Below are 15305 nucleotides of genomic sequence, written 5' to 3'. Positions count from 1 at the left end.
AGAGGTTTTTGGATCTTCAGCCAGGTCCGGAGCGGCCGGTACCCGGATGCTCTGACCCCCACGGCCCGCGGGCCGTCTCAGGCACTCGATGCCACCGTCGGGTCCAGTCGGGATGCCCTGCCGGCCGCCTGGCCGGTGGGGCCGCCGTCCCTCACGGGCATGACAAATGTCATGCCCTGTCAAGGTGTCTCTCCTTCTGCAGGTTGATGCCGGGTTCGTCCTGGCGGAGGAAGTGGCACCGGCGGCCGGGGACAAGACTCGGGGTGTCCCAGATCGCCGGGCCCCAGCGGGCCACCGACGAGGAGCCGCCGTGCGCCACACCCGTCCTGCCGACCGTCCTGCTCAGCGGCTGCGCCGCGCCGCCGCTGCGAGCGCCGTCGCCGTCGCCCTGCTGGCGGGCCTCGCTCCGGCGGCGAGCGCCGCCGGGCCGGCCCCGCTCCCCGCTCCCTCCGCGACTGCGGCGGGCCGGCACCCCGACCGGGTCCGGCTCCAGGCGGGACTCGACACCATCCGCAAGGCGGGCGTGTACGGCGTCTTCTCCGCCGTCCGCGACGGCCGCGCGCGCTTCGACGGCGCCGCCGGTGTCGCCGACGTCTCCACCGGACGCCCGGCCCGTCCCGGCTTCCGGCACCGGGTCGGCAGCATCACCAAGACGTTCACGGCCGTCGCCGTGCTCCAGCAGTCCGCGAAGGGCCGGATAGGCCTGGACCGCCCGGTCGGCGACTACGTGCCCGGGCTCCTGCCCGGCGAGCGGGGCCGCAAGGTGACCGTACGCATGCTCCTCAACCACACCAGCGGTATCGACGACTACATCGCGGACGCCTTCCCCTCCCTCAAGAAGGGCAGCACGGCCAGCCTGGACGACCACCGCTTCCGCACGGTACGACCGGCCGAGCTGATCGGGTACGGGGTGGCCCGGCCGCAGCTGTTCGAGCCCGGCACGGACTGGAGGTACTCGAACACCAACTACCTGCTGCTCGGTGAGGTGCTCCGCAAGGTCACCGGTCAGGACCCCGAACGGCTGATCACGCGGGACGTGATCCGGCCGGCCGGGCTGCGGGACACGTACTTCCCCGGCACCGACCCGTACGTCCGGGGCCCCCATGCCCGCATGTACGAGAACTTCTACGGGCTCATCGACCCGCCGCGCGACTACAGCGTCTACAACATGACCTGGGTCGGCACCGCGGGCGCCCTCGTCTCCACCCCGCGCGACCTCAACACCTTCTACCGCGCCCTGCTGACGGGCAACGTCCTGCCGCGCCGCCAGCTGGACCAGATGCGCACCACGGTCGACGTCAAGAACAGCGCGGGCGCCGTCGTCATGCGCTACGGCCTCGGCATCTACTCCATGGACACGCCGTGCGGCCCGGCCTGGGGCCACGACGGGGCCGTCTGGGGCTCCGGCACGTGGGCCATGTCCAGCCCGGACGGCGCGCGGCAGTTCGCGCTCGGGTACAACCTGATGAAGTACCAGCGTTTCAACGAGAGCGCCACTGCCCTCCTCCCGCACCCGGCCGACGCCGCCATGGCCGACTACGCCGAGCGGTCCCTCTGCGGGAGCACTACGCCGCCCACGCCGGACCCGGGGGCGAAGAAGAGCCGCGCCGTCGACGCGGCCCCGGCCGCTCGGATGACCCCGGCCGCACCCGGCGCACTGCCCCGGGCCGTCTCGGCGCTCCCCGGACCGCTGAGCACAACGCTTCGTTGAGAGGTCCGTCACCGTGCCCGGCGGTCGGCCGCCTGTGCCGTGCGCTCCAGTCGGCTCCGGTAGTCCTGCCACCACTCCGAATCGCCCGGCGCCATGCTGTCGTTGCCTTTGTTCATCCCCACGGCGCCGTCCACGCGTTCCCTGATGATGTCGGCGTGCCCGGCGTGAAGTCGGCCTTGGGATCCGATGCAGTCGTGGGTCCAGCCCGCCGCTCGCGCGCTCCCCGTCCACCGTCGGCCCCTGAGGGCTTCCTACAGCATCCGCACCTCGGCTTCGGGCAGCTTGGCCCACCAGTGGTGGTAGCGGCTGTAGACCTCCGCCTCGCGCTCGCCGAGGAATGCCGTCAGCGACCGGGCCTCCGCGGCAAGTCCGTCCCAGGCTGCGGCCGGCAGCGGCCGAAAGGCCGTGGCCTCGATGCCGCCCTCCACCGGACGCCACACGCCGGCGACACGGCCGTCCACCAGCACTGTGGGCAGTACGTCGCCGTTGCGCCGTATGACCAGCGGGCGGTAGGCCTCGGGTATGACCCGGCTGCGGTCGGCGTAGGCCAGCAGAGTGCTGTCCCACATGGCCATGAGGCGGGGAGGGGCAGGGGTTTCGGCGGGCGGCCGGGAGGCGCCCGGGAGGTCGAACAGCGTGCCGCCGTCCGGCCCCTGGAGCTGCTCGACCACGCCGTCCAGCGCGCGGAGTGCCGCGCGGACGGGGGCCCGCTGGACCATGGCGAACTGCGCCACGTCGGCAACCGACGCGGGTCCGAACCCCGCCAAGTAGCGGAGGATCAGGTTCTGCAGCGCCTGGGGTTCCACGGCCCGGCCCGTGGGCACGGGCCCGGATTCGGCTGCGACGAAGGACGGCCGGAGGCCGAACGACCACGGCGCGTCCGTCGGGGCGTGGTGCAGCGGGGCGTACGCCTTCAGTCCCCACCAGGCCGCGTCCTTCTGCCCGGTGCCGAGCCGCTCTTCGACCCATGTCTGCATCTCCGCCGAAGTCCGGGGCCGGCGGGCGAAGGCGAGCAGTTCCGGCACCAGCGCGTCGGCGCCCGCCGGGGTCAGCCCCCCGACGGCGAACCGGTGGCCGAGCCGGGAGGCGTACAGCGTGGGCTGCATCGCCCCCCGGAAGACGGGGTAGTCCTCGGCGTGCACGGCGTGCAGGGTGATCCGCATCAGCGTCGCCTTGACCACCGAGCGGCCGGTGAAGGCGGCGTCGAGGTCGGCCGGAGCGAAACCGCTGAGCCGGTTCCACAGGGCGACGTACGGCGACGCCGGGTGCTGCGCCTGGAGCGCCACCACGCGCCGCACTCCCTCGGGGACGGTCAGCGGCTCGCGTTCCAGCAGCAGTTGGCGGCTGAGGGTGGCCCGGTTGAGTTCGCGCGCGGTGATCATCACAGCGCAGGATTCTCCCCTGTCCCGCGATTGCGCGCAGCGGGGACGGCCGACCGGGCACGGCCACCGGGACCGGACCCGGAACGGACCCGACTACGCGCCGACGTAGGCCGCCAGGTGCTCTCCCGTGAGGGTGGGGCGGGTGGCGACGAGTTCGGCCGGGGTGCCCTCGAAGACGATGCGGCCGCCGTCGTGGCCCGCGCCGGGGCCTAGGTCGATGATCCAGTCGGCGTGCGCCATGACCGACTGGTGGTGCTCGACGACGATGACCGACTTGCCGGCGTCGACGAGCCGGTCGAGCAGGCCGAGCAGCTGCTCCACGTCGGCGAGGTGGAGGCCCGTCGTCGGCTCGTCGAGGACGTAGATGCCGCCTTTGTCGGCCATGTGGGTGGCCATCTTGAGGCGCTGCCGCTCGCCGCCGGACAGGGTGGTGAGCGGCTGGCCGAGGTTGAGGTAGCCGAGCCCGACGTCGGAGAGGCGGCTGAGGATGCGGTGCGCGGCCGGGGTGTGGGCCTCGCCGTTGCCGAAGAACTCCTCGGCCTCGGCCACGGACATCTCCAGCACCTCGCTGATGTCCCGGCCGCCGAGGAGGTACTCCAGCACCGATGCCTGGTAGCGCTTGCCCTCGCACTCCTCACAGGTGGTGGCGACGCCGGCCATCATCGCCAGGTCGGTGTAGATGACTCCGACGCCGTTGCAATTGGGGCAGGCGCCTTCGGAGTTGGCGCTGAACAGCGCCGGCTTGACGCCGTTGACCTTGGCGAACGCCTTGCGGATCGGTTCGAGCAGCCCCGTGTACGTCGCCGGGTTGCTCCGCCGCGAGCCGCGGATCGCACCCTGGTCGACCGACACCACGCCCGCACCGGCCGGGACGGACCCGTGGACGAGCGAGCTCTTGCCGGAGCCGGCGACGCCGGTGACGACGACGAGCACCCCCAGGGGGATGTCGACGTCGACGTCGCGGAGGTTGTGCGCCTTCGCGCCGCGGATCTCCAGGGTGCCGGTGGGCTTGCGCACCGTCTCCTTGACGGCGGCCCGGTCGTCGAGATGGCGGCCGGTGATGGTGCCGCCGGACCGCAGGCCCTCGACGGTGCCCTCGAAGCACACGGCGCCGCCCGCCTTGCCGGCGCCCGGACCGAGGTCGACGACGTGGTCGGCGATCTCGATCGTCTGCGGCTTGTGCTCCACGACGAGCACGGTGTTGCCCTTGTCGCGCAGGCGCAGCAGCAGGTCGTTCATCCGCTGGATGTCGTGCGGGTGCAGACCGGTGGTCGGCTCGTCGAAGACGTACGTGATGTCCGTGAGCGAGGAGCCGAGGTGGCGGATCATCTTGACGCGCTGCGCCTCGCCGCCCGAGAGCGTGCCCGCCGGCCGGTCGAGCGCGAGGTAGCCGAGGCCGATCTCCACGAACGAGTCGAGGGTCTGCTGCAGGGCCGTGAGCAGCGGGGCGACCGACGGTTCGGAGAGTCCGCGGACCCACTCGGCGAGGTCGCTGATCTGCATCGCGCAGGCGTCGGCGATGCTGATCCGCTTGATCTTCGACAGCCGGGCACCCTCGCTGAGCCGGGTGCCGTCGCACTCGGGGCAGGTGGTGAAGGTGACCGCCCGCTCCACGAACGCCCGGATGTGCGGCTGCATCGCTTCCTTGTCCTTGGACAGGAACGACTTCTGGATCTTGGGGATCAGTCCTTCGTAGGTGAGGTTGACGCCGTTGACCTTCACCTTCGTCGGCTCGCGGTAGAGGAAGTCCTGCATTTCCTTCTTGGTGAACCTGCGGATCGGCTTGTTCGGGTCGAGGAAGCCGGACTGGGCGTAGATTCCCACGGTCCACACGTTGTCCGACTTCCAGCCGGGGATGGTGAACGCGCCCTCGGCGATCGACTTGGAGTCGTCGTAGAGCTGGGTCAGGTCGATGTCGGAGACCGCGCCCCGGCCCTCGCAGCGCGTGCACATGCCGCCGGTGCGCTCGTAGGTCGCCTTCTCGGCCTTGGTCTTGGCGCCGCGCTGGACGGTGATCGCGCCGCTGGCCCGGACCGTGGCGGTGTTGAAGGAGTACGCGCTGGGCGGGCCGATGTGCGGCTTCCCGAGCCGGCTGAAGAGGATCCGCAGCATCGCGTTGGCGTCGGTGGCGGTGCCTACCGTGGAGCGCGGGTCGGCACCCATCCGCTGCTGGTCGACGATGATCGCGGTCGTCAGACCGTCGAGTACGTCGACCTCGGGGCGTGCGAGCGTCGGCATGAAGCCCTGCACGAAGGCGCTGTACGTTTCGTTGATCAGCCGCTGCGACTCGGCGGCGATCGTGTCGAACACCAGCGAGCTCTTGCCCGAGCCGGAGACACCGGTGAACACCGTCAGCCGGCGCTTCGGGATCTCGATGCTGACGTCCTTGAGGTTGTTCTCGCGCGCGCCGTGCACGCGGATCACTTCGTGGCTGTCGGCAACGTGACGTCCGGGCGACTGCCGGATCGTCGTCCTGGCCGTCCTCTTGGCCGTGCTCATCGTGTCTCCATCTGTTGCGCGGACCGCGTGCGCGATCTCCGTCGGTGTCGCCTGGATCGATCCAACCAAGCTTCGAGCTGAACGTCTGGCTTCTTGGTGGGCGCCGCCGTGGCGATGGGCATCACGCTAGGCGCCGCCCGGCCTCCGGCGCTTCTCAATTCCTGATCGATCCGCCCGGGCCCTCCGGAGCGGGCGTGCCGAGGCTCCAGGCGACCCCACCGGTCTCCGCTCCGCCGGAGGGTGCGATGTCCACGGTGCAGGGCGGGCACGTGGAGCCGTAGCGCAGTCCGGTCGTCGCAGCGCACCTCGTACCGGCGCTTCGCCGTGCCGCGGGCAGGGGTGAGGTCGACCGTACGCACGTAGACGCTGTCGCAGGCCACGTCGAAGCGGAACGGCCGTGCCGTGCCGTGCCGTGGGGACCCGGTACGGCACGTGGCGTGTGCGTACGTGTTCCAGGTCGACAGCACGGGCACGGCACGGTCGCCCTCGCCTCGGTCCGACTGTGGCCCCGCGGCGGTGTCAGCCCGCCGGGCGGTCCTTACACGCCGGTCGCGGGGCGGGGGTCGCGGCGCATGGCCCACAGCACCGGACCGCCTCCGGGCAGCTGCACTTCCCCGCGCACGGCGAAGCCGAAGTGCTCGTAGAAGGGGAGGTTGGACGGCTTCGAGGATTCCAGATAGACCGGCAGGCCCGCCGCGTCGGCCTGGGCCAGCCCCGAGCGGAGCAGGGCGGCTCCGTGCCCCTGGCCGCGGGCGGCCGGGTCCGCGCCGATCACCGCCAGGTACCAGTGCGCTTCCTTCGGTGCGTGCTCGGCCGCCGCCTCGACGGCGTCGCGGAACAGCAGGGCACGGTCTCCGAGGATGTTCTGCAGCTCCCGAATGGTCTCCGCGTCGGGGACGGCCTTCTCCTGGCCCTCGGGGGCCACCCAGAACGCGGCCGCCGAGTCGGTGCGCTCGCACACGCCGTGGTGGGCGTACTGACGGGTGAAGAGCGTGGTGAAGTAACGGCCGAGCGAGGCCTCGCGGGAGGAGTCGTCGGGGAAGAACCAGCGCATCATCGGGTCGTCGTCGAAGGCTCGGGCCAGGTGGCTGCTGATCGGTTGGGCATCGCCGACCGTTGCCGTCTTCGGAGTGTTCGTTATCGACATACGGGTCATTCTGCACCCTTGATGATCTTCGATGACCGCGGGGGCGCCTCTCGCCGTGCGGCCTCGACCGCCCTCCCGGGCCGGGCCGGCCGGGGTCGGGCAAGCCCCCCGTACGGCAGGGACTCGCCCGGCATCGGGAACGCACGCGGGGAGCAACTCCCCGTGCGGCCCGGCCGCTTCCCGGCCCGCGGCCGTCACGAGGCCTCGCTCCACACCTCGTCGCGCTGACGCGCCGTCCGGAGGGCGCCGGCCCACCAGACGAGGTCGTCGAGCATGGTCTTCGCAGCCTGCTCGGCACCACTCGCGTCCCGGGGCTCCCCGGCCCCGTCGAAGGGGAACCGGTGGAAGCTGACGGTCTCGCGGATCGTGGCGGCGTGCAGCTCGGCGAAGACCGGGCGCAGTTGCTCGACGGCACGCAGGCCGCCCGACAGTCCGCCGTACGACACGAAGCCGACCGGCTTGCGCGCCCAGACCCGCCCGGCGATGTCGATCGCCTGCTTCACCGAGGCCGGGAAGGAGTGGTTGTACTCGGGGGTGAGCAGCACGTAGGCGTCCGCCTCTGCGAGGCGCTGGACGAACGCCCGGCTGCGCGGGGCGAGATCGCGGGTCCAGTGGGCCGGCAGATCGGCGTCGACGAGGTCGATGACGGAGAGTTCGAAGTCGGTGCGGTCGGCGGCGACGCGTTCGAACCAGCGGGCGACCGTCGGGCCGAACCGGCCTTCGCGGGTGCTGCCGACGATGAGTGCGATGCGCAGTGGGGTAGTCATGACCACAGGTTTAGGACATCAAGTCCGCTTGAGGTCAAAGCCCGCTGGCCGCCACGACCTTGACGACACGGCCCAAGGGCTGTCCCGTAACCCCTGGTGGATCAGCGCACGGCGTCGGATCCGGTGCATCGCAAGGCGGAGGAGCATCCGCACACTGGGCGCATTCGGATGTTCCGACAACGCAGCGAGGTGCCGTAGCCGGCGGCGTGCGCCCGCCCGGGGTTACGGGACAGCCCTTAGGGGCGCAGGCCGGCCAGCAGGACGTCGAGGGCGAGTTCCGTCGCCTCCGGCAGCGGCGTGTCGTCGAGGAGGGATCCGACCGCCAGTGTTGCCAGGCCGTGGAGGGTGGAGAAGGCGACCTGGGCGAGCCGGGCGGCGTCGCCCTCGCGCACGAGGCCCTCCTGCTGCGCCTGCGCGATCAGTTCGGCGGCGGTCTCCAGGCTCCGGTGTCCCAGCTCCCGCAGTTCCGCGCTCGAGTCGTCGGCGTGCTTGACCGTGAACATGAGGTTGAGCAGCGTCGCGTGCGCGACGGCGAAGTCCACGTACGCGCGGCCCAGGTCTGCCAGGCGCGCCGTGACGGGGCCGGGGGCGTCGGCCGCGGCCCGCAGGCGGGCGTTCAGCCGGGTGAAGCCGTTGACGGCGAGGGCGTCCAGCAGGGCCTGCCGGTCGCGGAAGTGGCGGGCCGGTGCCGCGTGGCTGACGCCGAGGTCGCGAGCCAGGGCCCGGAGCGACAGTCCGTCGGCCCCGGACTCGGCGAGGACCGCCTCCGCCCGCTCCAGCAGTGCGGCCCTCAGGTTGCCGTGGTGGTAGGACCCCTCGGCCAAGGCGGTCACCCCTCTCTCCATGTTGTCATTGACTACAATGATGGCTCCGTCTACATTCGATTATCCCACCCCTGCGCGGGAACGGAGAACCACACGATGCCCATGCCCATGCCCATGCCCATGACCTACCGGGGGACCACGGCCCTGATCACCGGGGCGAGCGCCGGTCTCGGTGTCGAGTTCGCCCGCCAGTGGGCCGAGCGCGGCGCGGACGTCGTGCTGGTCGCCCGGCGCCTCGAACGGCTCGAGGAGCTGGCGGCGGACCTGGAGAAGCGCTTCGCGGTCAAGGCCCACGCGATCGCCGCCGACCTCGCCCTGCCGGGCGCGGCACCCGCACTGCGCGCGGAGCTCGACTCGCGCGGCATCCCGGTCCAGACCCTGATCAACAACGCCGGTTTCGGCAGCCACGGCCCCTTCGCCGGGCAGGACCCGTCGCAGATCAACGAAATGATCCAGCTCAACGTCGTCGCCGTGGCCGAGCTGACGCGGGCGTTCCTGCCCGATCTTGCAGCCGACGGCCGGGGCGCCCTGGTCACGGTCGCCAGCTCCGCCGCCCACCAGCCGACCCCTTCCATGGCCGTGTACGGAGCCACCAAGGCATTCGTACTGAGCTTCACGGAGGCCGTGGCGTACGAGACGCGCACCTCCCCGCTGCGCGTGCTCGCCGTCTCGCCGGGCCCGGTCGGCACCGAGTTCTTCGACGTCGTGGGCAGCCGGGACGCGGCCGTGGGCCGGATGGCCACTCCGGAGCAGGTCGTGACCGCCACGCGCCGGGCGCTGGAGCGCGGCAAGACCCCGCCCAGCATCGTCGCCGGCCTCGGCAACCGCATATCCGCCGTCGCCTCCCGCCTGGCACCCCGCCGCGTCGCCCTGACGGTGGCGGGGCGGGCCCTCAAGGCCTGACGGGGCCCGGCACGAAGCGACCCCGGACGCAGCCCCCTTCCTCCTCCCGGCGGACTCTGCCGTGCCGCGGCGGCGACCGCATGGTCCCGGTGTCATGCTGGGAACAAGAAAGCGGAGGGTGCCATGGGCTTCTACGGCGAGCAGGTGCTACCCCGGATCGTCACCGTCGTGTGCGGGGCCAAGACGGCCCGGCCGCTGCGCCGCCGGGTCTGCGCGGGCCTCACGGGGCGGGTGGTCGAGATCGGCTTCGGCAGCGGGCACAACGTCCCCTTCTACCCTCCTGCCGTCACCGGCGTGTCCGCCGTCGAGCCTTCCGACACCGCTTGGCAGCTGGCGGAAAAGCGCGTGCGGGCTTCCCGGATCCCCGTGCTGCGGGCCGGTCTGGACGGGCAGTCGCTGCCCTTCGAGGACGGGACGTTCGACTGCGCCCTGTCGACCTGGACGCTGTGCACCATCCCCGATGCCGATGCCGCCCTGCGGGAACTGCGCCGTGTCCTGAGGCCCGGCGGGACCCTCCACTTCCTCGAACACGGCCTGGCCCCGGAGGAGGACGAGCGCGTGCGCCGCTGGCAGCGGCGACTGGACCCGCTCCAGCAGCGCCTGTTCGGCGGATGCCATCTGACCCGCCGGCCCGTCTCGCTGGTCACCGGCGCCGGGTTCACCGTCACGTCCGTTGACGTCTTCTACGAGAAGGGCGGACCGAAGCTGCTGTGCTCCGACTCCCTCGGCGTCGCGGTCGCACCCGCGACGCCTTGAGGCCCGCGGCTGCTGCGCTCCTACGTGTTGGCCGCGCCGTAGTGCAGGACTCCGCCGCGGGGAACCAGGTATCCGATGTCCCGCGTCGGCGGCAGTTCTCCTGCACGGTGTGATCATGCGTCAGGGCCCGCTCCCGTGCCACCCGCAGCGACACCGGCCCCTGCGGGCGGCCAGGGGGTCCACCGACCGGTGGACGGCGGGTTCCACCGGCCGAGCCTGTCGCGGCACCTGCCACGTTGACCAGCATGTTCGACATGACGAATCTTCCTGTACGCATGGCTCGTTGGAGCGCCGAGCGCCCCTGGCGCGCGATCCTCGGCTGGCTGCTCTTCGTGGCGTTGTGCCTCGGGACCGGACTGGCGGTCGGCGGCAACCCGGCCGCCTCCGAGGACTTCCGGATCGGCGAGGCCGGCCGGGCCGAGAGCATCGCGGCCGAGGGCGGGCTCCAGCAGCCGCCGGTGGAGCGGGTGCTCATCCAGGCCCGGCCCGGCACGGGTCCGCTGGACACGGCCGCCGCCGACGCCGCCGCCAGGGACACCGTCGAGCGGATGCGGAAGCTTCCCGAGGTCCTCTCGGTCACCGGCCCGGTCCGGGCGGCCGACGGCTCGGCGGTCCGCGTCGACGTCACCATGAGGGGTGCCGAGCTCGACGGCAAGAAGCACGTGGACCCGCTGCTCGCGCAGACCGCCGCGGTCCAGGCGGCCCACCCCGGGGTGCGGGTGGACGAAGTCGGCGGCGCTTCCATCGGCAAGGGCGTCGACAAGCTCCGCGGTGACGACCTGGCCCGCACCGAGATGATCGCCCTGCCGGTCACGCTGGTCACCCTGCTGCTGGTGTTCAGCTCGGTGGCCATGGCGATCGTGCCGCTGGTGCTCGCGCTCTCCTCGATCACCGCCGCCGTGGGCCTGTCGATGCTCGCCTCGCACCTCTTCCCTGACGCCGGGGTCGGCACCAACATCATCCTGCTGATCGGCCTCGCCGTCGGCGTCGACTACACCCTCTTCTACCTCAAGCGGGACCGTGAGGAACGGGCCCTGGCGGACGGCCGGCTCAGCTCGAGCGCCATCGTCGAACTCGCCGCCGCCACCTCCGGCCGCGCCGTGGTCGTCTCCGGACTCGCCGTCGCCGTCTCCAGCGCCACCCTCTACCTCGCCGACGACGTGATCTTCTCCTCGATCGCCACCGGCGCTGTCGTCGTCACGCTCGTCGCCGTCGTCAGCTCTCTGACCGTGCTCCCCGCCCTGCTGGCCAAGCTCGGCGAGCGCTCCGAACGGCGCAAGGCCGCCCGCGGGGCCCGGGATGCCGACAGGGCTCACGGCGCCCGTACGGCATCCAGGGCGAGCAGGATCCGCGCCGCACGGACCGCGCAGGGCACGAAGGGCCGCTCCCACCGGATCACCGACGCCGTGCTGCGCCCCACCCGCAAGCACCCGGCCGCCACCCTCGCCGTCGCCACCCTCGCGATGCTCGCCCTGGCGCTGCCCCTGCTGAACCTGAACCTGACCGAGATGAGCCGCGAGACGCACTCCCGCGCCATCCCCGCCATGCGGACCTACGACCGGCTGACGGACGCCTACCCGGAGCTCAGGGCCGGCCACCAGGTCGTCGTACGGGCCGATGCCGGACAGGCCGACGAGGTGGCCGCCGCGCTCCGCACGCTCGCCGAGCGCGCCCAGGAGGACCTGGGCGCCACCGGGACGCCGGCCCTGCGCACCTCCCCCGACCGCCGGATCAGCCTGCTGGAGCTGGCCGTCCCGCACTCCGTCGGCTCCGACACCGCCCGGGCCTCGCTGCGGCGGCTGCGCGAGACGCACGTACCGGCCACCGTCGGTCGACTGGCCGGAGCCGAAGCCGCAGTGACCGGTGAGGTCGCCCGCTACGCCGACTATCCGGCGCACCAGAAGCAGAAGCTCCCGCTGATCATCGGCGCCCTGCTGCTGGTCACCTTCGCCATGACCGTGTGGGCCTTCCGCTCGGTGGTCCTCGGCCTCGTCGGGATCGTGCTCAACCTGCTCTCCGCCGCTGCCTCGCTCGGCGTGCTGGTACTGGTCTTCCAGTACGAATGGGCCGAAGGGCTCCTCGGCTTCGACTCCACGGGCTCCATCGGCTCCCGGGTCCCGCTGTTCCTCTTCGTGATCCTCTTCGGCCTGTCGATGGACTACCAGGTCTTCGTCATCAGCCGGATCAGGGAGGCCGCGCTGAGCGGAGTACCCACCAAGCAGGCGGTGGTCGACGGCATCCGCAGCTCGGCCGGTGTGGTCACCAGTGCCGCCGTGGTGATGGTGACGGTCTTCGCCAGCTTCGCGGCGCTGCACCTGATCGAGATGAAGCAGATCGGTTTCAGCCTGGCGGTGGCGGTCCTGCTGGACGCCTTCGTCATCCGGATCCTGATCCTGCCCTCGCTGATGCTGCTGCTGGGCGAGGCCAACTGGTGGCCGTCCCGCGGCGTCCGGCGGGCCCGGCGGGCCCAGGGGGATCTCCGAACGGCGGCTCCCGTGCCCTGCGCCGTACCCGGAACCGAGCCCGGTGCGCGACCGGTCTCGGCTCCGGAGCCCGCGGCCGACGGCGGCCGGACCGCGCACGTAGGGTGACGGCATGGATCAACAGCCGCAGCTCGCCGACCGGTTACCGGTACGCAGCGTCCACCTCTGGTACTCGGTGGCCTGGGTGGTCCTCGGCCTGGCGCCCTCGGTCATCGGCGTGCAGAACGACCGCGGACCGGCCGCGTACGCCTCGCTCGCCGTGCTGACCGTCCTGGCCGTCGGGTACGCGGCGGTCCGGATCCGCCCGGCGCGGCCCGTGCTGCCGCCCCCGGCCTGGCCGGCGGTGCTGGCTCTCGGCCTGGGGGCGATGGCCGCCCTGCCGGGCGGCGGCGCGGCCCTGTTCATCGTCTCGCTGCCGCAGTTCTGGATCCACACCCGCACCCCGCGCGCGGCGATCGCCCTCAGCGGTGCCGCCGCCGCGGCAACCGTGGCCGGCACCACCGCGTACGCCGCCGGGTCCCCCACGGGCAACGCCGTCTTCACGGTGATCGGCTACGCGGCCGGGGTGCTGCTGGGCCTGCTGGTGGACCGGCTGCAGGCGGACGGCGAGGAGCGGGCCGGCCGGCTCGAAGCCGATCTGGAGGGCGCCCGGCAGCGGCTGGCCGAGGCCCACCGGCAGCAGGGCGCGGCGGACGAACGCGAGCGGATGGCCCGGGAGATCCACGACACGCTGGCGCAGGGTTTCGCCTCGATCATCGTGCTGGCGGAGGCGGCCCGTTCGGCGCTGGACACCGACCCCGAGCGGGCCGCCGGGCAGCTTCGGTCGATCGAGCGGACCGCTCGGGAGAACTTCGCCGAGGCCCGGGTGCTGGTCGGCTCCGCGCCGCAGAGCGGCCTCACCCCGGGCCCGGTCGTCGGCACGCTGCGCCGCACGCTGGAACGTTTCACCCAGGACACCGGCCTGGCCGTGGACGCCGACCTCCCGCCGGACGTGGACTGCGACCAGCAGACCCGGATCGCGCTGCTGCGCTGCACGCAGGAGTCGCTGGCGAACATACGCAAGCACGCCGACGCGAGCACGGTCGGAGTGGTGCTCACCCAGCACCCGTACGCCATCGAGCTGGAGATCACGGACGACGGGCGCGGGTTCGTGGTCGGGGAATCCCCCGGCTTCGGCCTCGACGGGATGCGCAAGCGGCTGACCGAGCTGGGCGGCGAGCTCACCGTCACCAGCTCCGTGGGCGACGGCACGCGCATCCTCGCCACCATTCACACGACCGGAAGGGAAGCCTGACTTGACGACCGGAACCGAGGTCACCCCGCTGCGGGTCGTCGTGGTGGACGACCACACCGTGATGCGGGCAGGAGTCGTCGCCCTGCTCGCGGAGGAACCCTCCATCGTGGTGGCCGGGGAGGCGGACAACGGCCGCGAGGGGGTCGAGATCACGGCTGCGCTCGCCCCGGACGTGGTCCTGATGGACCTGCGGATGCCGGTCATGGACGGGGTGGCCGCCACCGCCGAGATCACGGCAGGTCCGTCCGGGAGCCGGGTGCTGATCCTGACCACGTACGACACGGACGCGGAGATCGAGCGCGCGGTCGAGGCGGGGGCCATCGGCTACCTGCTCAAGGACACCACCCGGGAGCAGCTCGTCGACGCGATCCGCTCGGCCGCGCGCGGCGAGACCGTGCTGGCGCCGAGGGTGGCCGAACGCCTGGTCGCCCGGATGCGCCGGCCGGCGCCGGTGGTGCTGACCGCTCGGGAGCAGGACGTGCTGAACGCGGTGGCGGACGGCCTGTCCAACGCCGACATCGGCCGGCGCCTGGTGATCGCGGAGGCAACGGTGAAAACGCACTTGCTGCGCGTCTTCGCCAAGCTGGACGTCAGCGACCGCACCCACGCGGTGGTGATGGCGATGGACCAGGGCCTCCTCACCCGGCCCGACCGGGAACGGGGCAGGGGCCGGGGAACGCCGTAAGGCATGCCCCGGCACGAGGAGTTGACGTCCGGAAAGCCCGAGAAGGCATCGTGGCGAATTCAGGGCCTGGCCGGCGGAATGGCGCGCCGGCGGTGTCGCATCGACCGGCGGCTGCCTGCCGGACCGCCTCATACGCTATGCAGATGATGATCAAGCATGCCGCCCGCCGGACCGTCTCGGTCGTTCTGCTCCTGACAGGGACAGCGGGGTGCGCCGAGTCCGGCGGCCGCGCCGCTTCCGGTCCCACGGCCACCGCCCCGGCGGAAGCCGCCGCGAAGCCCACCGGAGGGCGACCCTCGAGCGCCGCACCGGCCTCCTCCGCACCGGCCGCTTCCGCACCGGCCGCTTCCGCACCGCCCTCCGGGCCCGGCTCGGCGGCACCGGTCACGGACGCGATGCTGAAGCCGGCGGAAACCGCCCGCGATGCCGCGCAGCACTTCGCGCAGGCTCTTGCGCGCGGCGAGGCGGAGCTGGCCTGCGGGCTGGCGGACGCCCGGCTGCGGGCGAGCGTCCCCGGCGGCTCGTGCGCCGCGGCCCTCGCCGAGCTGGTCACGGACGGCCGGTACGTCTTCGGGCAGAGCGCCTGCGTCGACTCGCCGACCAGCTACAAGATCGACCGCGACCCTCAGGACACCCCGGACTCCGTGCGTGTCGACATCGACTGCGCGCAGGGCCACACCTGGCTCCGGGTCCACCGCATCGGCACCATCTGGCGGGTCACCGACATCAACCGCCCCTGAACCACGAAGCGCAGCACCGGGGGGGGGAGGCAGGGGGGGGGGGGGGGGGGGGGGGGGGGGGGGGGGGTGTGGCACGGAAATTTAGATAGGGAGGGATATCGGTAGGAGGTACCG

Annotated in this window: 12 protein-coding genes; 7 read left to right on the top strand and 5 right to left on the bottom strand. The window is 72.3% G+C overall.

Going from position 1 to position 15305, the window contains the following annotated elements; all coding sequences use genetic code 11:
* Window positions 1–310 precede the first annotated feature (310 nt).
* Window positions 311–1711 (top strand): serine hydrolase domain-containing protein, encoded by a 1401-nt coding sequence (locus ACZ7H1_RS20080; protein ID WP_470788323.1) that lies wholly within the window; start codon window positions 311–313, stop codon window positions 1709–1711.
* A gap of 251 nt (window positions 1712–1962) precedes the next feature.
* Here ACZ7H1_RS20080 and ACZ7H1_RS20075 read toward each other — a convergent pair whose 3' ends face one another.
* The 5 genes from ACZ7H1_RS20075 to ACZ7H1_RS20055 form a co-directional block, all read right to left on the bottom strand.
* Window positions 1963–3096: a winged helix DNA-binding domain-containing protein gene (locus ACZ7H1_RS20075; RefSeq protein WP_470788321.1), complete on the bottom strand. Its 1134-nt coding sequence runs from the start codon at window positions 3094–3096 to the stop codon at window positions 1963–1965.
* A 90-nt stretch (window positions 3097–3186) separates the two neighbouring features.
* Entirely contained in the window at window positions 3187–5592 is a 2406-nt protein-coding gene (locus ACZ7H1_RS20070; RefSeq protein ID WP_470788319.1) for an ATP-binding cassette domain-containing protein, read from the bottom strand.
* 538 nt (window positions 5593–6130) lie between these two features.
* Window positions 6131–6748, bottom strand: coding sequence for a GNAT family N-acetyltransferase (locus ACZ7H1_RS20065; protein ID WP_470788317.1), 618 nt, complete (start codon window positions 6746–6748; stop codon window positions 6131–6133).
* Window positions 6749–6933: 185 nt separating this feature from the next.
* Window positions 6934–7506 carry an NADPH-dependent FMN reductase gene (locus ACZ7H1_RS20060; protein ID WP_470788315.1) on the bottom strand — a complete coding sequence of 191 codons (573 nt, stop codon included), beginning with the start codon at window positions 7504–7506 and terminating at the stop codon, window positions 6934–6936.
* Window positions 7507–7742: 236 nt separating this feature from the next.
* Window positions 7743–8330, bottom strand: a complete 588-nt coding sequence (locus ACZ7H1_RS20055) for a TetR/AcrR family transcriptional regulator (RefSeq protein ID WP_470788460.1) — start codon at window positions 8328–8330, stop codon at window positions 7743–7745.
* Between the two features lie 114 nt (window positions 8331–8444).
* Here ACZ7H1_RS20055 and ACZ7H1_RS20050 point away from each other — a divergent pair, with 114 nt between their 5' ends.
* The 6 genes from ACZ7H1_RS20050 (at window position 8445) to ACZ7H1_RS20025 (ending at window position 15191) form a co-directional block, all read left to right on the top strand.
* Window positions 8445–9233: an SDR family NAD(P)-dependent oxidoreductase gene (locus ACZ7H1_RS20050; protein ID WP_470788458.1), complete on the top strand. Its 789-nt coding sequence runs from the start codon at window positions 8445–8447 to the stop codon at window positions 9231–9233.
* Window positions 9234–9356: 123 nt separating this feature from the next.
* The gene (locus tag ACZ7H1_RS20045) at window positions 9357–9989 is read left to right on the top strand and encodes a class I SAM-dependent methyltransferase (protein ID WP_470788313.1); all 633 of its coding nucleotides are present in this window, start codon (window positions 9357–9359) and stop codon (window positions 9987–9989) included.
* A gap of 254 nt (window positions 9990–10243) precedes the next feature.
* Entirely contained in the window at window positions 10244–12580 is a 2337-nt protein-coding gene (locus ACZ7H1_RS20040; RefSeq protein ID WP_470788456.1) for an MMPL family transporter, read from the top strand.
* 4 nt (window positions 12581–12584) lie between these two features.
* Complete coding sequence (locus ACZ7H1_RS20035) at window positions 12585–13766, top strand: sensor histidine kinase (RefSeq protein WP_470788311.1); 1182 nt, start codon at window positions 12585–12587, stop codon at window positions 13764–13766.
* A 1-nt stretch (window position 13767) separates the two neighbouring features.
* Window positions 13768–14451, top strand: coding sequence for a response regulator (locus tag ACZ7H1_RS20030; protein ID WP_470788309.1), 684 nt, complete (start codon window positions 13768–13770; stop codon window positions 14449–14451).
* Between the two features lie 143 nt (window positions 14452–14594).
* The gene (locus tag ACZ7H1_RS20025) at window positions 14595–15191 is read left to right on the top strand and encodes a hypothetical protein (protein WP_470788308.1); all 597 of its coding nucleotides are present in this window, start codon (window positions 14595–14597) and stop codon (window positions 15189–15191) included.
* Window positions 15192–15305 lie beyond the last annotated feature (114 nt).

The organism is Streptomyces sp. NPDC037401 (genome assembly GCF_055602345.1).
This window is presented reverse-complemented; position numbering and strand designations above follow the sequence as displayed.